Raw genomic sequence first — 23670 nt, forward strand, 5'->3', positions numbered from 1 at the left:
CACGACGAGATCGTGCCGGGGCCGGAGGGCATCGGCCGGGCGACGGCCCGCGCGGGCGGCGTCGAGGGCGGCCTGTCCACCGGCGAACCGCTCCGGGTGCGGGCCGCGATGAAGCCCATCGCGACCGTGCCGCGCGCCCTGCGGACGGTGGACGTGGCGACGGGTGAGCCGGCGCAGGCGCATCACCAGCGCTCCGACGTGTGCGCGGTCCCGGCGGCGGGCATCGTCGCGGAGGCGATGGTGGCGCTGGTCCTGGCGGACGCGGTGGCGGAGAAGTTCGGCGGCGACAGCGTGGCCGAGACCCGCCGCAACGTGCGCTCCTACCTCGACCACCTGGCCGTCCGGTGAGCCGCCGGTGACCCGCTGAGCCCCGCGACCGCCCGCCGGGAGCCGGGCGGGTGACGGGCGGGGGACGGATGGGAACCGGATCGGAGACGGGTGGCGCCGGGTGGGCGCGCACGGCCGGCCCTCTGCGGGCCCCGCCGGACGCCCGCGCCCCTCACGGCCGGTCCGCCGCCCCGGCCGTCCGGCCGCCCCGTCGCCGCCGGACGCGCGCCCGTTCAGCGCATCCAGGGCAGGTCCGCGCCCGCTCCTCCCGGTTGCAGTCCCTCGGCCAGGATCCGCGTGATCTCGCCGAGGGACTTCTGCTGTTCCGGGGTCAGCCGGTCGAACATGGCCTGCCGCACCGCGTTCACATGGCCGGGCGCGGAACGGCCCAGCACCTCGAAGCCCTCGTCGGTGAGGACGGCGAACTGGCCCCGCTTGTCGGAGGAGCACTCCTCACGGCGGACCCAGCCGTTCTTCTCCAGCCGGGCCACGGCGTGCGAGAGCCGGGAGCGGGTGATCTTCGCGAACTTGGCCAGTTCCGTCATCCGCAGCCGCCGACGCGGCGCCTCCCCGAGCCTGACCAGGAGGATGTAGTAGATGTGCGGCATGCCGGCGTCTCGTTGGAGCTGCCGGTCGAGGTGGTCCTCCAGCAGGGTCGTGGCCTCTATGTAGGAGCGCCACACGCGCTGTTCCTCGTCGGTGAGCCAGCGGGGCTCGTCGGCGGGGGCCGGGTTGGGTGCCGTGTTCATGGGACCACTCTACGGAACGACTGTTTGAAAGTTAAACAACGTTGGCGTAGATTGGATGGCGTCCAATCATTTGAAGGTTCAAGCAATCGGATCGAGTCGAGCCGGGGAGCCGCCGCCATGTCCGCCGCACACCAGGGGCGCATGCCCGCCCTCTACCTCAGCCACGGCGCCCCGCCGCTCGCCGACGACCCCGTCTGGCCCGGTGAGCTGGCCGCCTGGGCCGCCGGCCTGCCGCGCCCCCGGGCGATCCTCGTCGTCTCCGCCCACTGGGAGGAGGCCCCCCTCGCTCTCGGTGCCGTCCGCACCGTCCCCCTCGTCCACGACTTCTGGGGCTTCCCCGAGCACTACTACCGGGTGCGCTACGGGGCCCCCGGCGCCCCGGACCTCGCGGACTCCGTGCGCAAACTGCTGCGCGCCCCCGGCATCCCCGTGCAGGACGTGCCCGAGCGCGGCCTCGACCACGGCGCCTACGTCCCGCTGGTGGAGATGTACCCCGACGCCGACATCCCCGTCCTCCAGGTCTCCATGCCCACCCTCGACCCCGCCGGGCTCATGGAGATCGGCCGCCGGCTGGCACCCCTGCGCGACGAGGGCGTCCTGATCGTCGGCTCCGGCTTCTTCACCCACAACCTCGCCGCGCTGCGCCACTCCGGCGTCCCCGCGTGGTCCTCCGAGTTCGACGACTGGGGTCGGCGCGCCCTGGACGCCGGGGACGTCGACGCCCTGCTCGACTTCGCCCGCACCTCTCCCTCGGGCGCGCTGGCGCACCCGCGCACCGAGCACTTCGCCCCGCTCTTCGTCACCCTGGGAGCCGCCGACGCCACCGGTGAGCTGGACCGGGGCCGCTCGGTGATCGACGGCTTCTGGATGGGCCTGGCGAAGCGGTCGGTGCAGTTCGGCTGAGCTTTTGGCGCCCCGCCCCGCCTCGCACGCCCGGCGCCCCGCACGCTCCCGCGCCCCGCATGCTTCCGGCGTCCCGCACGCCCCCGGCGGCCCGCTCCGTGTGCCCCCGGCGATCCGCCCGTGCCGCGTGGCAACCCCCGGCGCGCGGGAGCCGTCCTCTCCATGGGGGCGGCCGACGGGCGCCGGTGCTGTGAGGGGCGTCACCCTCCGCCCGGCCCGGGGAGGCGCGGAGGCGCCCGGCGGGGACCGTCGCGGACGCTGCCGACCGGGGTCCGACCAGGGCCTCCGCGGGGTCCGGTGGCCCTGCTGATCATGATGCGCCGGCACAGGGTACTGCATGATCAGAAAAATCGGAGGGCGGGTTGGGAATTCTGTCCGGATTCCAGTCGTTGTTTCCATCGGATGCAGGGCACCCGAAGAGCGTCCGGAGCAGAGTCCGGGCCGGCTCGGAGGATGTCGTACGTCCAAGGACCACCCGCTGATCCACCATCGCAAGGGAGCACGCATGGCAACCCGTGCCGTCGCCCGTCGCAAGTCCGCCTCCCGGGGGACCTCCGACGCGGCAACCAGCGTCCGCGCCAGCGGCGGCGAGCTCGCCGACCGCGATCTGGTCGGCATGTACCTCGACGAGATCGCGCGGACCCCGCTGCTCGACGCCGCCAAGGAGGTCGAGCTGTCCCAGACCATCGAGGCGGGCGTGTTCGCACGGCAGGTACTCGAAGGCTACGAGGAGACCGGGGCGGACGCCACCCGTGAGGAGCTGCGCGCCCTGATCGAGGAGGGCGAGCGGGCGAAGGACGTCTTCATCCGCTCCAACCTCCGCCTGGTCGTCGCGGTCGCCCGCCGGTACCCGCGCAGCGGCCTGCCGCTCCTCGACCTCATCCAGGAGGGCAACGCCGGCCTGGTCCGCGCGGTCGAGAAGTTCGACTACCGCAAGGGCTTCAAGTTCTCGACGTACGCCACCTGGTGGATCCGCCAGGCCATCACCCGGTCGATCGCCGACCAGTCGCGCACCATCCGCCTGCCCGTCCACCTGGTGGAGGAGCTGGGCCGGATACGCCGGGTGCAGCGCGAGTTCAACCGCGAGCACGGCCGCGAGCCGGAGCCCGCCGAGATCGCCGCCGAGCTGGGCTCGACGCCGGAGCGCGTCACCGACGTGCTCGACTGGGCCCGCGACCCGGTCTCGCTGAACATGGCGGTGGACGACGAGGGCGAGACCCAGTTCGGCGACCTCCTGGAGGACACCTCCGCGGTCTCGCCCGAGCAGTCGGTGCTGACCCTGCTGCGCAGCGAGGAGCTGGACGACCTGATCGGCCGCCTCGACCCGCGCACCGCGTCCATCATCAAGATGCGCTACGGCATCGACGACGGCCGCGAGCGCACGCTGACCGAGGTCGGCAAGGAGCACGGGCTCACCCGTGAGCGCATCCGGCAGATCGAGAAGCACGCGCTGCTGGAGCTGAAGAAGCTGGCCCGCGACACCGGCTTCGAGGCGGCGGCGTAACCGACGGACCGGACGGGGGCCGCGCGGCCCCGGCGGGGCGGGAGCGGGACGGCGAGGACCGACGGGGGCGCGCGGCCCCCCCCGGGTCCCGGCCCCAGGGCCATGGTCCGGCCGGGGACGTGCCGGGGGCGTCGGCGCCCCCGGGGACGGCGGGCTCCCGGCGGCGCACCGTGCCCGCACGCGGCAGGGGGCTGCCGGGGAGGCGGGTCCGCGGCGCGCCGCGCGGCGTGGGGCGGGGGAGCGGTGTGCAACCCGGAGATGCCGTGGGACCGGGAGATGTCGTGGGACCCGGACCCGGACGCGGCGGGCGCGCGGCGTGTGTCCGGCGCACCGGCCCTCGCGCGAACACACGGCCGCCGACGGTGCTTCAACCCGCGCGTGCCGGGAACAAGAACTCCAGGCCCCGGACGCGGGCCGGGAGCGGGACTCCACCGCTCCACCAACCGCACGGGCGGGGCGGCATCCGCCCCCATGGACCACGTCCCGACGCACTCCCCCCGGTGCCGGGACCTTCCCGAGCCGGGCGCGGCGCCTTCCCCCGGGCGCCGTGGCCCGGCCCTCCTCGTGACTGCCGAAGGGCGGGGCACCCCGGACCTGAACCCCGGGGTGGCCCGCCGGATGACAGATTTTGCCACAGCGGCATAACCTGCCGATGTGAGCACCACCCCACCGTCCGATCCGCCCGGTTCGGCCCCTCCCTCCCTGACCGAACGGCGCAAGGCCGAGACCCGCGCGGAGATCGCCCGCGCCGCGGCCCGCCTCTTCGTCCAGCACGGCCTGCGGGCCACCCGCGCCGAGGACATCGCCCGCGCCGCCGGGGTCGCCCCGCGCACCTTCTACCGGTACTTCGCGACCAAGGAGGAGGCCGTCGCCCCGCTCTACGCCCTCGGCGCCGAACGCTGGGCCCACGCGGTGCGCACCGCCCCCGGCGAGCTGTCCCCGACCGAGGCCCTGGAACACGCCGTGCGGCACACCCTGACCCCGGGCGCCGGGGTGTCGGCGGTCTCCTGGGAGTGGGCCCGCACCCTCGTCCGGCTGGCCGACGGCAGCCCCGCGCTGCGCAAGGTGTGGGCCGACGTCTGCCACCTCGCCGAGGGGTGGCTGGCCGAGGCGCTGGCGGCACGGATCGCCCGGGGACAGGGGGATGACGCCGCCGCCCGCGCGGCCGCCTCCCCCGATCTGCGCTTCGCGGCGGCCGTGGCCGGCACGGCGGTTCGGGCCGCCGTGGAGCACTGGGCCGCCGCCGAGGTCGCGCCGGCCCCCGGCGGTCCCGAGGGCCCCCGCGCGCTCGCCCTGCGCAACCTCGCGGTGCTGCGGGGGTTCGACTGGCAGGCCGCGCTGCGCTGACCCGCGCGCCCCGGGACACCGCCCGCCGCCCCACCCGCCACCCCCGCCCGGTCCTCCCGTCCACCGCCCCGGACACCCGCAGTTCCCTTGCCGCCCGCCGCTCTCCCGCCGCCCCCGCTTGTCCGCCACCGCCCGCTGAGGATGCCAGCCGCTCCCGGTCGCCCGCCCCCGCTCGCCCACCGCGCCGGGTGCCCTCTTCTCGCCGGGCAGGTTCGCCCGTCCCGGCCGGGCGGGAGCCGTCCGGCGCCGCCGGTATGCCGCCCACTGCCCGGGCTGTTCCCCGGGCCGCCGGCGGCGTTCCCCGCACCGCCCGGCGGTGTCGCCCGCCTCGGCCGGGCGCCGCGTACGCGCCGGGCCCCGGGATGCCCGCCCCGGCGCCGGTCACTCCCCGTCCACGGCCCCGGACAACCGGGCCGCCAGCTCCCGGATCCGGGCCACCAGCTCCGGCGGCCGCCGGACCCGGAAGTCCACCCCCAGCATCGCCAGCCGGACAGCCGTCCAGTCCAGCGAGTCCGACGTGGTCACCCGCAGCACACAGGAACCGCCGTCGCCCTCCGGCTCCGGAACGCCCAGCCGGCCCGGCAGCCGGGCCGCCACCGCCTCGGCCGGGGCCGCGAACACGACCTCCAGGTCGTAGGCGTCCCCACGCCCCCGCATCGACCGCCGCAGGAACTCCGCCGCGCTCCCCGTCGGCAGCTCCCTCGGGGCGAACCGCGTCCCCGTCGCCAGCGGCTCGCTCACCCGGTCCACCCGGAAGGTCCGCCAGTCCTCGCGGTCCAGGTCGTAGGCGACCAGGTACCAGCGCTGTCCCGTCGACACCAGCCGGTACGGCTCCGTCAGGCGCCGCGAGGCCGTGCCGTCCCCGGCGCGGTAGGCGAACCGCAGCCGCTCCCGGCCGGCCACCGTGGAGGCCATCGCGGTCAGCGTCCCGGGGGCGATGCTCGGCCCGTCCCCGCTGGTCAGCGGTGTCGTCGCGGCCTGTAGGGTGGAGACGCGGTGGCGCAGCCGGGCCGGGAGCACCTGCTCCAGCTTGGCCAGCGCCCGTACCGACGCCTCGTCCACGCCCGCCAGCGCGTGCCCCGCACCGGCACGCAGCCCCACGGCGATGGCCACGGCCTCCTCGTCGTCCAGCACCAGCGGCGGCATCGCCTTGCCCGCGACCAGCCGGTATCCGCCGTCGGCCCCCATCGTGGCCCGCACCGGATAGCCCAGCTCGCGCAGCCGGTCGATGTCCCGGCGGACCGTGCGGCGCGAGACCCCGAGCCGCTCGGCGAGTTCACCGCCGGGCCATTCCCGGGGCGTCTGGAGGAGGGACAGGAGCGTCAGCAGCCGTGCCGGTGTGTCCGTCGTCATGGCGACGAGCATCGCGCACCAGTAGGACCGGATCGGACCTATATGGCTCCTAGGTTCTCCCCATGGCCTTCCCGGGGGCCCGGCGCCGGCGCGGACCACGCGGGCACCGACCCCGGAACACGGGCACGGACGACGGACACGGGACGGACGACGGAGATGACGTACACGGCAGCGACGGGGCCCCGGAGCGGACGGGCCCGGGGGAGCGGACGGTGACGGGGAGAGCGGCGGCGGGGAGACCGGCCGAGGGAGGGACGGCGGAGATGGCGGAGACGGCGGGAGCGGGCCGGCGGACGGACACCGCGGACGCGGTGGGGCCGCGGAGCCCGGCAGTGGAGACGACGGAGGCGACGGGACCAGTGGAGAAGACGGCAGCGGCGGAGGACCCCGGGACCCCCGGGGCGAAGACGCCCCTGACGGCGGGAAAGCCCCTGACGACGGGGAAGCCCCCGACGGCGGGGACGCGGACGGCGGCGGAGGCGCCCGGAACGGCCGGGACCCCGCGGGACACCGGGGTCGTCGACCCGGCGTCTCCCGCCAAGGGTGACCGGCGCCGCTGGTTCGCCCTCGCGATCGTGATGACCGCGGCCTTCATGGACCTCGTCGACGTCACCATCGTCAACATCGCGATTCCCTCCATCCAGCGGGACGCCGGAGCCACCTTCAGCCAGATCCAGTGGATCACCGCCGGATACGCCCTCGCCTTCGCCGCCGGTCTGATCACCGGCGGACGGCTCGGTGACATCCACGGCCGCAAGCGCCTCTTCCTCATCGGCATCGGCGGCTTCACCATCGCCTCCGCCCTGTGCGGGTTCGCCGTCGGCCCGGAGATGCTGGTCGTCTCCCGGCTGCTCCAGGGCGCCATGGCCGCGCTGATGGTGCCGCAGGTGCTCTCGATCGTGCACGCGACCTTCCCCGCCCACGAGCGCGGCAAGGTCTTCGGACTGTTCGGCGCCGTCGTCGGCCTGGGCGCCGTCTCCGGGCCCCTGTTCGGCGCGCTGCTCACCCAGTGGAACCTCTTCGGGCTCGAATGGCGGCCCATCTTCCTGATCAACCTGCCCGTCGGCATCGCCGGCCTCGTCCTCGGCAGCCGCTTCATCACCGAGTCCAAGGCCCCGCGCGCCCTGAAGCTCGACCTGCCCGGCGTCGCCCTGGTCACCCTCGGCCTGCTGATGCTGCTCTACCCGCTCACCCGGGGCCGCGAGCTGGGCTGGCCCCTGTGGGGATACGCGTCCATGGTCGGTGCCCTGGTCGTCTTCGCCGTGCTGGTGGCCTACGAGCGGCGCAAGGGCGAGCGGGACGGCTCACCGCTGATCGAACTCTCGCTGTTCCGCGTCAAGAGCTTCGCCGCCGGCATCGCGGTCCAGACGGTGTTCGGCCTCGGCCTCGGCATCTACTTCCTGGTGTGGACCCTCTACATGCAGCAGGGCCTCGGCTGGAGCGCCCTCAAGGCCGGTCTGACCGGTGTGCCGTTCTCGGTCGCCGTGTCGGCGGCGGCCGGGGTGTCGGTGCAGCTCCTCGTCCCCCGCTTCGGCCGCAAGGTGCTCCAGGCGGGCGCGCTGGTCATGGCCGCCGGAGTGCTCCTCTACCTCTGGGAGGCCGGACGCCACGGCCTCGGCATCGGGGTCTGGCAGATGGTGCCGCCCCTGGTGGTCATGGGCATCGGCATGGGCCTGATCGTCGCCCCGCTGACCGACGCGGTGCTCTCCGAGGTGCCGCGCGAGCACGCCGGAGCCGCGTCGGGACTCATCAACACCGTGCAGCAGATGGGCAACGCCCTCGGCCTCGGCCTGGTCTCCGTGGTCTTCTTCGGCACCATCGGTGACCGGCCGGCCCCGGCCGACATCGGCCCGGCCTTCGTGAACGCCTTCCAGAACTCGCTCGGCTGGGTCGCCGCCGTCCTCGGCGCCATCTTCCTGCTGATGTTCGCGCTGCCCAGGCGCCCCGCCCGGCATGTGGAGGGCACCGGCGGGGCCACCACCGGTGGAACGCCCGACGGCGACACCACGGACCGGGACGGCCGGGAGGGCACGAAGGAACCCGCCCTGGTCTGACGACCCGGCGGAACCCAGGGGCGGCGGGCCCCGCACCTCGGTGTGCGGGGCCGTCGCCGTGTCAGGGAACCTGGGCCGCGCGGCGCTCCATCGCCCCGCGCGCCTCGGCCTCGCTGGAGTACACCTCGCACATGTGCCGTCCGTCCGGAGTCGCCGTGTGCTCGACCTCCCACAGGGAGATCTCCCGCCCGTCGAACAGCAGGAACGCGTGCTCGTACAGCGCGTACGGCAGCTCCGCCCGGACCGGACGGCCGAAGGCCTGGGTGATCTGGTGCGCGGACGCCGTCGCCAGCAGGGCGGCCGTGTCCGTGCCGGGACGGTCCGTGTTCTCCGCGCGTCGCAGCAGCCGCCGGGCGTGGTCCGCCGAGCCGCCCCGCACATACGCGTGCCGGGGCGCCGGGATCGTCGACAGCGGGGCCAGCACCGGCAGCTCGAACTCCGGGGTCTCCGGCGGTAACGCCAGCCGCGAGGTCGCGGCCCGCACCTCGTCCTCGTCCGTGTACACCTCGTGCTGGGCCTCCCCGCCGGGCACGGTGTTGTGGACCAGCTCCCAGAGCGTGACCGCCGTGCCGTCCGCCAGCAGCCATGTGTGCCGGTAGGTCTCACGGTGCAGCCCCGCGCTGTGGTGCGCGGAGTGCAGCGAGGTGTCGTGCGCCAGCGCGCAGTCCAGCGGCCGTATGGTCTCGTCGGGCAGCTCGAACGAGTTCAGGCTGCGTCCGAGCAGCCGCATGAGATGCTCCTCCGGAGTCTCCGGCGACCCGGAGGGTTCGTCCGCTGCCGTCTCGTACGGAACGCTCAAGGCTTCTCCCGGCGTTGCTGCATGTCACCTAGTGGGTGCATACCGTAGCCCCTCGGTCGGACATCGTGTTCGGGAACCGGGAAAACGTCCGCACGAAAAACGCGCCGCCCGCGCGAGGAGTTCCCGTACGACCCGACGAGACGTCAAAAAAGCCTGGTCAAGCGGCACTTGCCGTGTGCCGTTCGTTCCCGGCCATGTTCCACCCGTTCCAGCCGTTCAAACCGTTTCCCGGAAAGACGGTGCCCCGGGAGCCGTCCGAGCCCGTCATCGGACGTCGTCCCGGCCGTCACCGGGAGTTGGCCCGGTCGTCTCCGGAGGCCGAGCCCCCGCTTGATCGCGAAGGCCCGCCGGGGGAGGGGGAGGGTACGAGAATCGGTGAACACTTCGAGGCGAAGTGTTCACCGATCTCCGCACCCGCGCCCCATCCCCCTCCACCCGCGCGGCCGAGAGCCCCTCCACCGGCCCTCGCCGGGGTACAGGGAACGGGACGGACGACACCGGAGGCCGACCGGTCCCGGTGCCGTACGCGCGCGGTTCGCCTCAGCCCCCGTACAGCTCCCCGTACGACGGCCAGGTGCCACCGGGGCCGGAGACCGGCCCGGCGGCCCGGACGGCGCGCACGATGGCCCGGGTCACCACGTCCGCGCCCGCCGCCAGCAGCGCGTTGAGCGCCAGGGGCTCCCCGTCCGGCAGGGCGTGCGCACCGGTGGCCAGGGCGAACACGGTGTCCCCGTCGTTGAGCAGGTGAACCGGCCGTACGGCGCGGGCGATGCCGTCGTGCGCCGTGCCGGCCAGCTTCTGCGCCTGGGCCTTGGACAGGTCGGCGTCCGTGGCGACCACCGCGAGCGTGGTGTTGAGCGGCGGCACGGTGGTCACCGCCTCCGCCTCGGCGATCCGCCGCAGCGCGGCCCCGTGCGTCCGGGCCGCCGGGTACTCCACCCGGCGTCCCTGGAACAACTCCCCGTACAGCACCCCCGTTCCCGGGTCCACCGCCGAGCCCGCCGCGTTGGCCACCACCAGCGCCGCCACGGTGACGCCCGAGTCCAGCAGGACGCTCGCCGTGCCGACCCCGCCCTTCAACGGGCCCACCGCGGCACCCGTGCCCGCCCCGACGCACCCCTGGGCCACCGGCGCCCCGGGCCCGCTCGCGTCGGCCGCCTCCACCGCCGCCCGCCCGGTGGCCGCGTCCGGCCGGGCCCGGAAGTCGCCCCCGCGCCCCAGGTCGAAGACACAGGCCGCGGGCACCACCGGGACGACCTCGGCCGGACCGGGCCCCACCCGCACCCCGCGGCCCCGCTCCTCCAGCCAGGCCATCACCCCCGACGCGGCGTCCAGCCCGTACGCGCTGCCGCCGGTCAGGACCAGGGCCTCGATCCCGCGCACCACGTTGCGCGGATCGAGCGCGTCGGTCTCCTTGGTGCCGGGGCCCCCGCCGCGCACATCCACAGCGGCGACCGCCCCGCCCTCGGGGGCGAGCACCACCGTCGTGCCGGTCAGCCATCCGTCGCCGGTGCGCGTCGTGTGCCCGACCCGCACCCCGGCCACGTCCGTCAATGCGTCCACTGTCATGACGCCAGTGTCGTCCAGCCACCGCCGCCCTCCGGGGCACCGGCGCCCGCTCGCCCGCCTACCCGGCCCCCGCCGGCGCGCCCGAGCCCCCGGCGCGGCCGCGCGCGGTCAGCGTCACCCCCGTCGCCACCGCCAGCGCCAGGACGATCCCCGCCCCCAGCACCGCCCACCGCCCGAGGAACGTGCAGCAGATCACCAGCAGCGCCGCCATAGGCAGCACCGACTGCTGGGCGACGCCCACCTTGAAGTGCCGCGCGTGCAGCAGCCACACCATCAGCAGATACAGCGCCGTCGGCAGGGTCACCGCCGCTGCCGCCCCCAGCGCGGACAGGTGCGCCGCGCCGACCGCCCGCTCCACCGCCACCTCCAGGCCCGCCCCGATCGCGGCGGCCGAGGCGAAGACCGGATAGTGGCCGTAGCCCCAGAGGAACGCCCGGCCACTGGAGCGCAGATGCCCGTGGACCGGCACCACGAAGTAGATCCACCACGCGGCGAAGACGATCAGCAGCCCGCCCGCCGCGATCGGCAGCATCTCCCCGAGCGCGTCGTGCTCGTCGATGCCCGACTTCACCGCGACCGTGGCCGCGGCGATGGTCTCGCCCAGCACGATGATCGTGAACAGCCCGTACCGTTCCGCGATGTGGTGCGGGTGCCACGCCGAGGTCTGGCTGCGTTCCGCGTACGCCGGAACGCACATCTCCAGCAGGGCCATCCCCAGGAACAGCCACATCCGGCCGCCCTGCGGCAGGAGCAGCAGCCCCAGCCAGCCGATCTGGCAGAGCAGCACCCCGAAGGCGTAGCGGCGGGCCATCGAGCGCTCCGCCGGTCCGGAGCCGCGGGACGCCCGGAGCCACTGCGCCGCCATGGCGATCCGCATGATCGCGTAGCCCAGCCAGACGGCCATGAAGTCGTGCCGCTCGAAGGCCCGCTGCACCCCCGCCGCCAGCACCAGGACGCCCGCGATCTGCACCAGGGTGACGAGCCGGTAGAGCACGTCGTCGTTGTCGTACGCCGACGCGAACCACGTGAAGTTCATCCACGCCCACCAGATGGCGAAGAAGACCATCGCGTAGTCGAGGATGCCCTCGCCCCCGTGCCCCTCGGCCACGGAGCGCACCAGCTCGGCCCCCGCCTGGGCGATGGCCACCACGAAGCACAGGTCGAAGAGGAGCTCCAGCGGGGAGGAGACCCGGTGCTCCTCGTGCGGGGCGCGGGCGGCGAGCCGACGCACCGGCCGGTGGCCGCCGGGCGGCCCGGAGGGCCCCACCGAAGGGGGCGAAGTGGACATCATGGACACCAGCAGACCAGACCCGGCCCGGAAGTCCCGGTAACGGGGCGGCTGGTGCCGTGCGGGGGAACGCCCTGCCCGCCGCGTCGGGCACGCCGCGAACGGCGACCGCGTCGGGAGCGGCGACCGTGTCGGGAGCGGCTGCCGCGGCGGGGACGGTGAACCCGGCGGGGACGGTGAACCCGGCGGGGGTGGCGAACCCGGCGGGGAGGCGGATCCGGCGGGGAGGGCGGATCCGGTGGGGACGTGGTGCGGGCAACGGCGGTGCGACGGGTCCGTCGTCCGCGGGCCGTTCCACGACGGCTCGCACCGGGGCGGGCCGTACTCTGGGGGCATGAGCAGCATCGCCCCCCGTTCCGAGCCGAGCGCGCCGAAGCCCGAGCCGAAGCTGGTCTTCGGCGATCCGCTGGACCAGCAGTCCTCGGACGACACCGACCGGGGTTGGGGCGACCGCCCCGGGCCCGACGCCGCCGCGGACCTGCGGCGCTTCCTGGACGAGAAGCCGCCCCACCACCTCTGAGCCGCTCCGGCCGCCGCTGACCGGCCCGCCGCCCACCACCGGACCACGGACCGGGACCGGACCGTGTCACGGGCCCGGCCCACCGCGCGGGTCCGGCCCACCGCGCGGGTCCGGAGCGCGGTGTCCCGGTGTCGTCGGCGCCGCCGGGCGGGGGCCGCGGCGGGGCCGGAGCCGGTCGCGCGGGTGCCGCGGTTACTCGCGGTCGTGGCCCGAGCCGCGCTGGGCGATCAGGGCGTCGCGGATCTCCTTCAGCACCTCCAGCTCGCTGATCTCCACGACCTCCATCGTGCCTTCCTTGGCCTTGCGCCGGGCCTCCTGGCGGGCCAGGTACTTCGACATGGGCAGGACCATCAGGAAGTAGACGACCGCCGCCGTGATCACGAACGACAGGGTGGCGCCGAGCACCGAGCCCCACAGGATTCGGACGCCGGTCGCGCTGTCGCCGCTGCCCGAGCAGGGGCCCTTCAGACACGAGCTGTAGCTGTCCAGGTTCTGCGTCCCGAACGCGCCGACCAGCGGGTTGATGATGCCCTTCACCACCGAGTTCACGATGTTGGTGAAGGCGGCGCCGATGACCACCGCGACGGCCAGATCGACGACGTTTCCGCGCATCAGGAAGGTCTTGAAACCCTGCAGGACGCTCGGTCCCTTGTTGTCGCTCACCTCGGGGGAACTCCTTGTGTGGACGGATCGTGGAACAAATCGCTCCGCAACCTACGCCGAGGTTGGGCCATCCTGTCCAATCGGCTCCCTCGAACGAGGGACTTGACCGCCCTACCACAAGGTCACCGCCAGCGGCGTCAGCGCACCCGTCCCGACCAGGCGGTGCGCGGTGGCACGCGGCACGGACAGCACGACCAGCGCCCCGGCCCCGTTCTCCCCGGCCCCGGTCCCGCTCCCGGCCCCGTCCCAGACCCCGGCACGGGGCCCCTGCCCGCCCCCGTCCTCCGGCCCCGGCACGCGTGCCACCCGGGCCCCGCGCGCGATCACGGCGATGCCGCCGCCCCCGCTCCCCGCGCTTCCGCCCGGGGACACCGCACCGGCCCCACCCGGCCCACCGCCCCCGGCGGCCACGACATCGACCCGGTCACCCGGCCTGAGTAGCCGCACCGTGGCCGCGTCCGCGATCCGCACCGGCGCCGCGACCAGATCCGCCGGCGGACGCCGTCCCTCCTCCCCGGCGGTCGGCCGGCCACGCGCCCGCTCCCCGTCCCGCGCGCCGGAGCCCGGGAGCGGCCCGGCGGCCACCAGCGCCGCGGCGGCGACGGCGAGCCCCGCGGCCAGCGCCCGCCGACGGTGGCGCAGCAGCCGGTGCGCCCCGTGACGACCGCCGCGCACCCGCACGGGCGCGAACCGCGGCACCTCGCGGACGGGAGGGGCGTCGTGGGAGAGGACGGGGGGAGCGGAGCGGAAGGACACGGGACCACCACCTGTGACGGGAACGGCTTGCGCTCCCCACGATGGGGCCTCGCGCCGATCCCCGCCGGAGCCTGTGGGCCACCGCGCGGTTGTGGACAACTCCCTCACCCGAACGGGACGTTCCGCCAGCCCGCCAGCCGCCCCTCGGCACTCCGGAACCGCTCCCCACCCCTACGGCAGCGTGATCCCCGGATCCATCCCGCCCAGCGCCGCCCCGCAGTCGCAGTCCCGCTCCCCGGTCGCCGGCAGCCCGGCCAGGGTCTCGAACAGCACGCCCCGCAGCCGGTCCACGTTGGCGGCGAAGACCCGCATCACCTCCCCCTGGGAGACCGCCTCGCCGCTCTCGGCTCCGGCGTCGAGGTCGGTGACCAGGGTCAGCGAGGTGTAGCAGAGCTCCAGCTCACGGGCGAGGGCCGCCTCGGGGTGACCGGTCATGCCTACCACCGACCAGCCCTGCGCCCGGTGCCACCGCGACTCCGCCCGGGTCCCGAAGCGCGGGCCCTCCACGACGACCAGGGTGCCGCCGTCCACCGGCTCCCAGTCCCGCTCCCGGGCGGCCCGGAGCACCGCCGCCCGCCCGGTGGGGCAGTAGGGGTCGGCCAGCGACACGTGGACCACGCGGGGCACCGTGCCGTCCGGCAGCGGCAGGCCGTCGAAGTACGTCGAGGAACGGGTGAGGGTGCGGTCGACGAACTGGTCCGGCACCAGCAGCGTGCCGGGACCGTACTCGGGGCGCAGCCCGCCCACCGCGCACGGCCCGAGGACCTGGCGCACCCCCAGGGACCGGAGCGCCCACAGGTTGGCCCGGTAGTTGATCCGGTGCGGTGGCAGATGGTGGCCGCGCCCGTGCCGGGGGAGGAAGGCGACCCGGCGCCCGGCGACCTTGCCGAGGAACAGGGAGTCGCTGGGAGGCCCGTACGGGGTGTCGACCTCGACCTCGGTCACGTCGTCGAGGAAGGAGTAGAAACCTGAGCCGCCGATGACACCGATCTCGGCATTCGCCTTGTTCGCCATGCCCGCACCCTAAGTGCTCGTCCCCCGCCCCGTCCCGGGGTCGCGGACACGGCGAGGACCCCGTCGTCGCCCGACGACGGGGTCCCGCGGAGAAAGGGGTGCCTAGGCGGCGGTGGTGCTGCTGCTGGAGGAACTGCTGCCGGAGCCCGACGGGGTACCGGAGGACCCGGAGCCCGAGGAGGAGGCCGAGCCCGACGACGTGGACGCCGGAGACGAGCCCGAGGACGATCCCGTCGAGGACTTCGACGTGGCCGTCGAACTGCTCGACGAGGAGCCGCGGCTGTCGTTGCGGTAGAAGCCGGAGCCCTTGAAGACGATGCCGACCGCCGAGAACACCTTCTTCAGGCGGCCCTCGCAGTTCGGGCACTCGGTCAGGGCGTCGTCGGTGAACTTCTGCACCGCCTCGAGGCCCTCGCCGCACTCGGTGCACTGGTACTGGTAGGTCGGCACTGTTTGATCCTCCTGGCACTCTGACTCGATGAGTGCTAACGACGCTCCATAGTGACGCATTCCCCGGCGTCAGTCCACTGCGGCGGGCGCGCGGTGACCGACACCACGTGCGACCGTACGCCCTTCGGGCGGCGCCGCCAGACGGGAGCGCAGCGCCACCAGCACCGCCAGGGCGAGCACCGTGGCGCCCATCGGCACCAGGAACCCGGCGCCGTCCCAGAGCCGGTCCTCCAGCTGTCCGGCAACGGTGACCGCCATGGCCTGGCCCAGCGCGACGGCACCGGTCAGCCAGGTGAACGCCTCGGTGCGGGCCCCGGCCGGGACCAGGTCGTCGACCAGGGTGTAGCCGGTGACCAGGGCGGGGGCGACGGACATGCCGACGAGCAGTCCGAGCCCCGCCAGGAGCGGCGCCGAGTGCGCGGCCCACAGCCCGGAGGCGGTGAGCGCGAGGGCGGCGTAACCGACGAGGAGGCGCTGCCGGGGGGCGGCCCGCCAGGCGACGGCCCCGCAGACGAGGCCGGAGATCATGTTGCCCGCGGCGAAGACCCCGTACAGGGCGCCGTTCAGCCCCGGCCGGCCGATGGACTCGGTGAAGGCGGCCAGCGAGACCTGCATGCCGCCGAAGACGGCGCCGATGCCGAGGAAGGTCACGATCAGCACCCGCACCCCGGGCACCCGCAGCGCCGGGGGGTGCTCCGCGCGCGCGGGTCCGCCGTCCCGCCGGAGCCCGGCGGGCGGCTCGGTGCCGCGCTGGGCGGCGAAGAGCAGGCCGCCCACCAGGGTCAGCCCCGCCTCGGTGAGCAGACCGGCGGCCGGGGCGACGCCCGTGCACAGAGCGGTGGCCAGCAGCGGGCCGAGGACGAAGGTCAGCTCGTCCGTGACGGACTCGAAGGCCGCGGCGGTGCTCATCAGGGGGGAGCCCTTGAGCTTCACGCCCCAGCGGGCGCGCACCATGGGCCCGATCTGGGGGACCGAGGCACCGGTCGGCACGGCCGCCGCGAACAGCGCCCAGAGGGGTGCGTCGGAGAGCGCCAGGAAGGTCAGTGCCAGGCCGGACAGGGTGTGCACGAGGACGCCGGGCAGCAGGACGGCCCGTTGTCCGTGGCGGTCCGCGAGGCGTCCGGAGAAGGGGGCGAACAGGGCCATGGAGACGCCGGTGACGGCCGCGACGGCCCCGGCGGCGCCGTAGGAGCCGGTGGTGTGCTGCACCAGCAGCACGAGGGAGAGCGTCAGCATCGCGAAGGGCTGGCGCGCGGCGAAGCCGGGGAGCAGGAACGTCCAGGCGCCGCGGGTGCGCAGCAGTTGGCCGTATCCGGGCCGGTCGGCGGTGCGCCGCGGGCCCTGCGGGGGCTTCGCCGAAGGGGTGACCGTGGATGCCACGGCCCGTGCCTTTCCGCCGCCTGGTGGCCCCGTCCCGCCGGACCGGCCGGGGCCGGGCATGGTGGCGGGCAGCGCCGAGAGCTGTCCTCTTGCGCGGACTGCGGTAGATACCGGCGCCCTACGCGATGGGAGGCGTTCCGGCCGCCATACGGTCGCGCCAGCTCTGCTTCAGGCAGAGTTGGTTCGATCAGGTTGCCGCCCCCATCGTACAGGCGCGACGGGTTCCCGCCCGCTGTGAGAGGGAGCACCACGGGGCCCGGGGAGGGCTCCCGGCCCGGCGACGGGAACCGGTGCCGGGACCATGGGGACCTGCCCCGCTCCGGCCCTCGGCGTCCGCTCCGGCCCTCGGCGTCCGCCCCAGCACCCCGCGGCCCCGCCGACATACCCTGCGTCCACCGCGGCACCCCGCGCCCCGCCGATAACCGCCCCCGCCGGCGGTCGCCCCGCCGGGAGCCCCGCTCATCCCCGTGTACGGCCCGCCCGGGTGCCCCCTCTGCCGGTCCTGCCGCCCCGCTCACCGCCACCGCCCCCGGCACCGGCACCGGGGGCCGCCCCCTGTCCGGCCCCCGGCTCCGCCCCCGTGCCCAGCCATCCGGCGAGCTTGCCGCCGCGGCCGACGGCCCGCAGCCGCGCCTCGGCGGCGTCCCGGACGGGGTCCGTGGCCACGACGAGGAGTTCGTCCCCCCGGCGCAGCTCCGTCGACGGCAGCGGGACGAACGACGTGTCCTCGCGCACGATCAGCGTGACCGCCGACCCCGCGGGCAGCCGCAGTTCGCTGATCTCGACGCCGTGCATCCGGGAGTTCCGGGGGACCGTGACGGACAGCAGATGCCCGCGCAGCCGCTCCAGGGGGGCCGATTCGACGCCCAGGTCGGCGGTCTCCTCGCCCTTGCCGAGGCGCAGCTTGTGGGCCAGCCACGGCAGGGTGGGCCCCTGGAGCAGGGTGTAGACGATGACCAGGACGAAGACGATGTTGAAGATCCGGCGGCTGCCCTCCACGCCCTGCACCATGGGGATGGTCGCCAGGATGATGGGCACGGCGCCGCGCAGCCCCGCCCAGGACATCAGCGCCTGCTCCCGCCACGGCACCCGGAACGGCGTCTGACACAGCACCACGCTCAGCGGACGCGCCACCATCGTCAGGACCAGCCCGATGACCAGGGCGGGAACGATGTCGTCGCCCAGTTCGTGCGGGGTGACCAGGAGGCCCAGCAGGACGAACATGCCGATCTGGGCGATCCAGCCGAGGCCGTCGGCGAAGCCCCGGGTGGCCGGCCAGTGCGGCAGCCGGGCGTTGCCCATCACCATGGCGGCCAGGTAGACGGCGAGGAAGCCGCTGCCGTGGGCCATGGCACCGGTCGCGTAGGCGGTGAGGGCGATGGCCATGACGGCGATGGGGTAGAGGCCGGAGGCGGGCAGCGCCACGTGCCGCAGCCCCCAGGAGCCGAGCCAGCCCACCGCGAGGCCGATGGCCGCGCCGATGGCCAGTTCCAGGGCGATCTCGCCGAGCAGCACGTACCAGTGGTCGATCGGCCCGGCCGCGGAGAACGCGACGACGAGGATGACCACCGGGGCGTCGTTGAAGCCGGACTCGGCCTCCAGGGTGCCGGTGATGCGCGCGGGCAGCGGGATGCGGCGCAGGACGGAGAAGACCGCCGCGGCGTCCGTGGACGAGACCACCGCCCCCACGATCAGCGCCTGGCGCCACTCCAGCCCGATCAGGTAGTGCGCGCCGGTGGCCGTGACGCCGACGCTCACCGCCACCCCGGCCAGCGCCAGGACGGCGGCCGACGGGAGGACGGGCCTGATCTCCTTCCACTTCGTGCCCAGGCCGCCCTCGGCCAGGATCACGACCAGGGCCGCGTACCCGATGACCTGGACCAGTTCGGCGCTGTCGAACTTGATGTGGCCGATCCCGTCCTGGCCCATGGCGATGCCTATCGCCAGGTACACGAGCAGGCTGGGCAGCCCGCTGCGCGAGGAGATCCGGACCGCCGCGACGGCGATCAGCAGGACCAGTGAGCAGACGAGCAGAAGCTGGTTGAGGTGGTGGACGGTCAGCGGCCCTTCCCTTCTCCCCGGCACAGCGCGCGCACCTCCCCCGTGGGAGCGCGCTTCCATGGCACACGAGCCGCGGGACCCCGCGGCCGACTACTTCGTTACCTTACCTAACTCTTGACGCTTTCTTGACGCCGTTCAGGCCAGGATCGAACGGCCGTGCGCGCCGGGAGCCGACTCCGCGTCAAGGGGGACCGGGCCCTGCGCCTAGAGTTGGCCCAGCGCTGAGTACGAAGCACAGCCCGCCCCTGCCGCTCGTGTTAGGACAGCAAGGACAGCGATGCCCCCCACCACAACCGCCACCCAGGCACCGCAGACCGGCACGTCCGGCAGGAGGAGGGGACGCAAGCTGCGTCTGCTCGTCCTCGTGCTGGTCCTGGCCGTCATCGGCGGCCTCGTCTACGGGGCGTACTGGTCCGTCAGCACGGTGCGGGCGTCGTTCCCGCAGACCAAGGGGTCGATCACGCTGCGGGGCCTGTCCGGCCCGGTCGACGTCAAGCGCGACGGCTACGGCGTCCCGCAGGTCTACGCCTCCTCCGAGGAGGACCTGTTCATGGCGCAGGGCTTCGTCCAGGCGCAGGACCGGTTCTACGAGATGGACGTGCGCCGCCACATGACGGCGGGGCGCCTGTCGGAGATGTTCGGCAAGAGCCAGGTGAAGAACGACGGCTTCCTGCGGACCCTCGGCTGGCACCGGGTGGCGCAGAAGGAGTACGACGAGAAGCTGTCGGCGTCCACGAAGAAGTACCTCCAGGCGTACGCCAAGGGCGTCAACGCCTATCTGGACGGCCGCGAGGCGGAGGAGATCTCCCTGGAGTACGCCGCCCTCGGCTTCACCAACGACTACCGGCCCGCCCCCTGGACACCGGTCGACTCGGTCGCCTGGCTGAAGGCCATGGCCTGGGACCTGCGCGGCAACATGCAGGACGAGGTCGACCGGGCGCTGATGACCAGCCGCCTGGGACCGAAGCAGATCGCGGACCTGTACCCCCAGTACCCGTACGACCGGAACCGGGCCATCGTCCAGGAGGGCCAGTACGACGAGCTGACCGGCACCTTCGACGGGGGCGGCGGTACGGACGGCACCGGCACCGACGACGGCACCGGAACCGGCACGGGAACCGGCCTCGACGGCACCGGAACCGGCCTCGACGGCGCAGGGACCGGCACCGGGACCGGCCTCGACGGGACCGGCACGGGCACGGGGGTCGGCGGGGGAACCGGGACCGGGACCGGCGCGGGGACCGGCACGGCTGCCGGGGACGCGCTCCAGAGCCAGCTCATGGGCCTCCAGGGCGCCCTGGCCGACCTGCCCACCGCCGTCGGCGTCAACGGCAACGGCATCGGCTCCAACTCGTGGGTCGTCTCCGGCGAGCACACCATCACCGGCAAGCCGCTGCTCGCCAACGACCCGCACCTGTCCCCGGCGCTGCCCTCGGTCTGGTACCAGATGGGCCTGCACTGCCGCAGCCTCTCCGCGACCTGCCAGTACGACGTCAGCGGCTACACCTTCGCGGGCATGCCCGGCGTCGTCATCGGCCACAACAAGAACATCGCCTGGGGCCTGACCAACTCCGGCGTCGACGTCACCGACCTGTACCTGGAGAAGATCACCGGCGCGGGGTACCAGTACGGCGGCAAGGTCCGGCCGTTCACCACCCGCGAGGAGACCATCAAGGTGGCCGGCGGCCGGTCGAAGAAGATCGTCGTCCGCGAGACCGGCAACGGCCCCCTGATCTCCGACCGCGACAGCGAACTCGTCAAGGTCGGCAAGAAGGCCACCGTCAACACCGCCGCCCCCGACCGCGGCGACGGCTACGCCGTCTCCCTGCGCTGGACCGCGCTGGACCCCGGCACCACCATGGACGCCGTCTTCGCCATCGACCGCGCCAAGGACTGGGACGGCTTCCGCGAGGCCGCCGCCCTGTTCGAGGTGCCCTCGCAGAACCTCGTCTACGCCGACACCGAGGGCAACATCGGCTACACGCTGCCCGGCCGCATCCCGGTCCGCGCCGAGGGCCACGACGGCTCCGTGCCCGCCCCGGGCTGGGACCCGGGGTACCGCTGGACCGGCAAGTACATCGGCGACGACGAACTGCCCTACGAGTACGACCCCGACCGCGGCTACATCGTCACCGCCAACCAGGCCGTGGTCGACAAGGCCGCCTACCCCCGCACCCTGACCACCGACTGGGGCTACGGCACCCGCAGCCAGCGCATCACCTCCCTGATCGAGCAGAAGATCAAGGACGGCGGCAAGATCTCCACGGACGACATGCGCCAGATGCAGCTCGACAACAGCAGCGAGATGGCCAAGCTGATCGTGCCCCAGCTGCTGAAGATCGACGTCGCCGACAAGGACGTCCGCCAGGCGCAGAAGCTGCTGGAGGGCTGGGACTACACCCAGGAGGCCGACTCGGCCGCCGCGGCCTACTTCAACGCCGTCTGGCGCAACATCCTCAAGCTCGGCTTCGGCAACAAGCTCCCCAAGGAGCTGCGGGTCAAGGGCCAGTGCCTGTGGGTCGACCCGGTCAACACCACGGGCCCCGCCGACGAGGCCGTCAAGGTCCTGGAATGCGGCCAGCGCGACGCCGAGCAGGCCCAGCCCGACGGCGGCGACCGCTGGTTCGAGGTGGTGCGCACCCAGCTGGAGAACCCGAAGAGCGACTGGTGGACCACGCCCGCGCGCGGCACCCGCAAGGGCGCCGACCACAACCGGGACGACCTGTTCAAGCGCGCCATGATCGAGGCCCGCTGGGAGCTGACCGCCAAGCTCGGCAAGGACATCGACACCTGGAGCTGGGGCCGCCTGCACCGCCTGTTCCTGAAGAACCAGACCCTCGGCACCGCCGGACCCGGCTTCCTGAAGTACGCCCTCAACCGCGGCCCCTGGGAGCTGAGCGGCGGCGAGGCGGCCGTCAACGCCACCGGCTGGAACGCGGCCGGCGGCTACGAGGTGGTCTGGGTGCCCTCCATGCGGATGGTCGTGAACCTCGCGGACTTCGACAAGTCCCGCTGGATCAACCTCACCGGCGCCTCGGGGCACGCCTTCAGCGCCCACTACACCGACCAGACCGACAAGTGGGCCGCCGGTGAGCTGCTGCCCTGGTCCTTCACCGCGAAGGCGGTCGACGAGGGCACCGACGACACCCTGGTCCTCAGACCGTGACCGCCCGCCGCACCGCATGAGGACGGCCTCCCCGCGCACGTGGGGAGGCCGTTCCCGTGTCCGGGGGAGCCTTTGCGGCCACGGGCCGGGTCCGGCGTGCCGGTTCCGGCTCAGCGGAACGCGCGCACCCCCGACGGCGTCACCACCGCGTCCACCGGCCGGTCGTGCGGCTCCGCCGGCACCCGCGCGACGACCTCCCCGTCGTAGAGCAGCACCAGCAGCGCCGGTCGGGCCCCCGCCCGCTCCAGCCGCGCCAGCACCCGGTCGTAGGAGCCGCCGCCGCGGCCCAGGCGCATGCCGCGCCCGTCGACCGCCAGCCCCGGCAGCAGCACCACGTCCGCCGCGGCCACCGCCTCCGGCCCCAGCCGGCCGCCCGAGGGCTCGGACAGCTCCATCCGCCCGCCGTGCCGCACGCGGACGAGGGAACCGGCCCCGGCGTACACCCCCCAGTCGAGGTCGTCGTCGGGCAGCAGGACCGGCAGCAGCACCCTCACCCCCCGCGCGCGCAGCGCGTCCAGGAGCGCGAGGGTGCCCGGTTCGGCGCCCACCGAGACATAGGCCGCCACCGTGCGCGCCCCCGCCACGGCCGGCAGCCCGAGGGCCCGGCCGGCCAGCGCGGCGGATGATTCCCGCAGCTCATCGGCGGTCAGCCCGGCCCGCGCCGCGAGCAACTCGCGCCGCAGAGCCCGCTTGTCCGGCTCCGCCGGGGGTCCGTCCTGCGTCAAAGGTCGCTCCCGTCCTGTTCTCGTACGCTCATATGAGAGTCGGCTCCCCACGTCACGGATTCTCCCCAAAGGCACCGGATAGGGTGGCGGTCATGACTCAGTCCCACCCAAGGATCAGCAAGGCTGTCATCCCCGCAGCCGGACTTGGTACCCGGTTCCTGCCGGCCACCAAGGCCACTCCCAAGGAGATGCTGCCGGTCGTCGACAAGCCGGCGATCCAGTACGTGGTCGAAGAGGCCGTCGCCGCGGGTCTCGGAGACGTCCTCATGGTCACGGGCCGCAACAAGCGCCCCCTGGAGGACCACTTCGACCGCAACTACGAGCTGGAATCCGCCCTCCAGAAGAAGGGCGACGCCGGCCGGCTGGCCAAGGTCCAGGAGTCCAGCGACCTCGCCATGATCCACTACGTCCGCCAGGGCGACCCCAAGGGCCTCGGCCACGCCGTGCTGTGCGCCGCACCGCACGTGGGCGACGAGCCCTTCGCGGTCCTGCTCGGCGACGACCTGATCGACCCGCGCGACCCCCTGCTCCAGCGCATGATCGACGTCCAGGAGCAGTACGGCGGCAGCGTCGTCGCCCTCATGGAGGTCGCGCCCGAGCAGATCCACCTCTACGGCTGCGCCGCCGTCGAGCCCACCGGGGACAGCGACGTCGTCAAGGTCGGCGGCCTCGTCGAGAAGCCCGACGCGGCAGAGGCCCCCTCCAACTACGCCATCATCGGCCGCTACGTCCTCGACCCGCACATCTTCGGCATACTGCGCACCACCGAGCCCGGCCGCGGCGGCGAGATCCAGCTCACCGACGCCCTCCAGCAACTCGCCGAGGACGAGAGCGTCGGCGGGCCCGTGCACGGCGTCGTCTTCAAGGGCCGCCGCTATGACACCGGGGACCGCGGCGACTACCTGCGTGCCATTGTCCGGCTCGCATGCGAACGTGAGGACCTGGGCCCGGACTTCCGGACCTGGCTCCGCAGTTACGTAGCCGAGGAGATGTAGCCCCTTGAGCAGTGCCGCGCCCCGCGACCTCGGCCGCGACCGCCCCG

The 23670-nt window shown here is 74.1% G+C and carries 20 protein-coding genes; 8 read left to right on the forward strand and 12 right to left on the reverse strand.

The features are described 5' to 3' along the window. On the forward strand, nucleotides 1-348 hold a 348-nt coding region (locus GTY84_RS00850), incomplete at its 5' end, for a chorismate synthase (RefSeq protein ID WP_161224062.1). A 212-nt stretch (nucleotides 349-560) separates the two neighbouring features. On the opposite strand, the gene GTY84_RS00855 is transcribed toward GTY84_RS00850, so the two are convergent. Continuing rightward, nucleotides 561-1076, reverse strand: coding sequence for a MarR family transcriptional regulator (locus GTY84_RS00855; protein WP_161224063.1), 516 nt, complete (start codon nucleotides 1074-1076; stop codon nucleotides 561-563). A 141-nt stretch (nucleotides 1077-1217) separates the two neighbouring features. Between GTY84_RS00855 and GTY84_RS00860 the strand changes: the two genes are divergently transcribed. From GTY84_RS00860 to GTY84_RS00870, 3 genes are all read left to right on the forward strand, one after another. Beyond that, nucleotides 1218-1979 carry a class III extradiol ring-cleavage dioxygenase gene (locus GTY84_RS00860; protein ID WP_161224093.1) on the forward strand — a complete coding sequence of 254 codons (762 nt, stop codon included), beginning with the start codon at nucleotides 1218-1220 and terminating at the stop codon, nucleotides 1977-1979. Nucleotides 1980-2484: 505 nt separating this feature from the next. Next, complete coding sequence (locus GTY84_RS00865; protein ID WP_161224064.1) at nucleotides 2485-3483, forward strand: sigma-70 family RNA polymerase sigma factor; 999 nt, start codon at nucleotides 2485-2487, stop codon at nucleotides 3481-3483. A 654-nt stretch (nucleotides 3484-4137) separates the two neighbouring features. Beyond that, nucleotides 4138-4830 carry a TetR/AcrR family transcriptional regulator gene (locus GTY84_RS00870; protein WP_161224065.1) on the forward strand — a complete coding sequence of 231 codons (693 nt, stop codon included), beginning with the start codon at nucleotides 4138-4140 and terminating at the stop codon, nucleotides 4828-4830. Between the two features lie 381 nt (nucleotides 4831-5211). Here GTY84_RS00870 and GTY84_RS00875 read toward each other — a convergent pair whose 3' ends face one another. Next, entirely contained in the window at nucleotides 5212-6183 is a 972-nt protein-coding gene (locus GTY84_RS00875; protein WP_202548952.1) for a YafY family protein, read from the reverse strand. A 578-nt stretch (nucleotides 6184-6761) separates the two neighbouring features. Here GTY84_RS00875 and GTY84_RS00880 point away from each other — a divergent pair. Beyond that, nucleotides 6762-8237, forward strand: coding sequence for an MFS transporter (locus tag GTY84_RS00880; protein ID WP_161224094.1), 1476 nt, complete (start codon nucleotides 6762-6764; stop codon nucleotides 8235-8237). 61 nt (nucleotides 8238-8298) lie between these two features. Here GTY84_RS00880 and GTY84_RS00885 read toward each other — a convergent pair whose 3' ends face one another. The 3 genes from GTY84_RS00885 to GTY84_RS00895 form a co-directional block, all read right to left on the reverse strand. Further along, nucleotides 8299-9036 carry a DUF6227 family protein gene (locus tag GTY84_RS00885; protein WP_161224067.1) on the reverse strand — a complete coding sequence of 246 codons (738 nt, stop codon included), beginning with the start codon at nucleotides 9034-9036 and terminating at the stop codon, nucleotides 8299-8301. Between the two features lie 540 nt (nucleotides 9037-9576). Further along, nucleotides 9577-10605: a P1 family peptidase gene (locus tag GTY84_RS00890; RefSeq protein ID WP_161224068.1), complete on the reverse strand. Its 1029-nt coding sequence runs from the start codon at nucleotides 10603-10605 to the stop codon at nucleotides 9577-9579. A 58-nt stretch (nucleotides 10606-10663) separates the two neighbouring features. After that, nucleotides 10664-11896, reverse strand: a complete 1233-nt coding sequence (locus GTY84_RS00895) for a low temperature requirement protein A (protein WP_161224069.1) — start codon at nucleotides 11894-11896, stop codon at nucleotides 10664-10666. Between the two features lie 331 nt (nucleotides 11897-12227). Here GTY84_RS00895 and GTY84_RS00900 point away from each other — a divergent pair, with 331 nt between their 5' ends. After that, entirely contained in the window at nucleotides 12228-12413 is a 186-nt protein-coding gene (locus GTY84_RS00900; RefSeq protein WP_161224070.1) for a hypothetical protein, read from the forward strand. 192 nt (nucleotides 12414-12605) lie between these two features. On the opposite strand, the gene mscL is transcribed toward GTY84_RS00900, so the two are convergent. The 6 genes from mscL to GTY84_RS00930 form a co-directional block, all read right to left on the reverse strand. Beyond that, nucleotides 12606-13076, reverse strand: a complete 471-nt coding sequence (gene mscL, locus GTY84_RS00905) for a large conductance mechanosensitive channel protein MscL (RefSeq protein ID WP_161224071.1) — start codon at nucleotides 13074-13076, stop codon at nucleotides 12606-12608. A 111-nt stretch (nucleotides 13077-13187) separates the two neighbouring features. Next, entirely contained in the window at nucleotides 13188-13832 is a 645-nt protein-coding gene (locus GTY84_RS00910; RefSeq protein WP_345943295.1) for a hypothetical protein, read from the reverse strand. Nucleotides 13833-14003: 171 nt separating this feature from the next. Further along, entirely contained in the window at nucleotides 14004-14846 is an 843-nt protein-coding gene (locus GTY84_RS00915) for an S-methyl-5'-thioadenosine phosphorylase (RefSeq protein WP_161224072.1), read from the reverse strand. 102 nt (nucleotides 14847-14948) lie between these two features. Next, a complete protein-coding gene (locus GTY84_RS00920) occupies nucleotides 14949-15296 on the reverse strand; it encodes an FmdB family zinc ribbon protein (RefSeq protein ID WP_161224073.1) in 348 nt (115 codons plus the stop codon). 69 nt (nucleotides 15297-15365) lie between these two features. Then, nucleotides 15366-16676, reverse strand: coding sequence for an MFS transporter (locus tag GTY84_RS00925; RefSeq protein WP_265295707.1), 1311 nt, complete (start codon nucleotides 16674-16676; stop codon nucleotides 15366-15368). 459 nt (nucleotides 16677-17135) lie between these two features. Then, nucleotides 17136-18737 (reverse strand): potassium/proton antiporter, encoded by a 1602-nt coding sequence (locus GTY84_RS00930; RefSeq protein ID WP_237531949.1) that lies wholly within the window; start codon nucleotides 18735-18737, stop codon nucleotides 17136-17138. Nucleotides 18738-19014: 277 nt separating this feature from the next. Between GTY84_RS00930 and GTY84_RS00935 the strand changes: the two genes are divergently transcribed. Continuing rightward, entirely contained in the window at nucleotides 19015-21903 is a 2889-nt protein-coding gene (locus tag GTY84_RS00935; RefSeq protein ID WP_161224076.1) for a penicillin acylase family protein, read from the forward strand. Between the two features lie 110 nt (nucleotides 21904-22013). Here GTY84_RS00935 and GTY84_RS00940 read toward each other — a convergent pair whose 3' ends face one another. Then, entirely contained in the window at nucleotides 22014-22628 is a 615-nt protein-coding gene (locus tag GTY84_RS00940) for a 5-formyltetrahydrofolate cyclo-ligase (RefSeq protein WP_161224077.1), read from the reverse strand. Between the two features lie 92 nt (nucleotides 22629-22720). Here GTY84_RS00940 and galU point away from each other — a divergent pair, with 92 nt between their 5' ends. Next, nucleotides 22721-23623, forward strand: a complete 903-nt coding sequence (galU, locus tag GTY84_RS00945; protein WP_161224078.1) for a UTP--glucose-1-phosphate uridylyltransferase GalU — start codon at nucleotides 22721-22723, stop codon at nucleotides 23621-23623. The last annotated feature ends 47 nt before the right edge of the window (nucleotides 23624-23670 follow it).

The sequence above is a fragment of the Streptomyces sp. SID8352 genome (assembly GCF_009862265.1).
Taxonomy (GTDB): domain Bacteria; phylum Actinomycetota; class Actinomycetes; order Streptomycetales; family Streptomycetaceae; genus Streptomyces.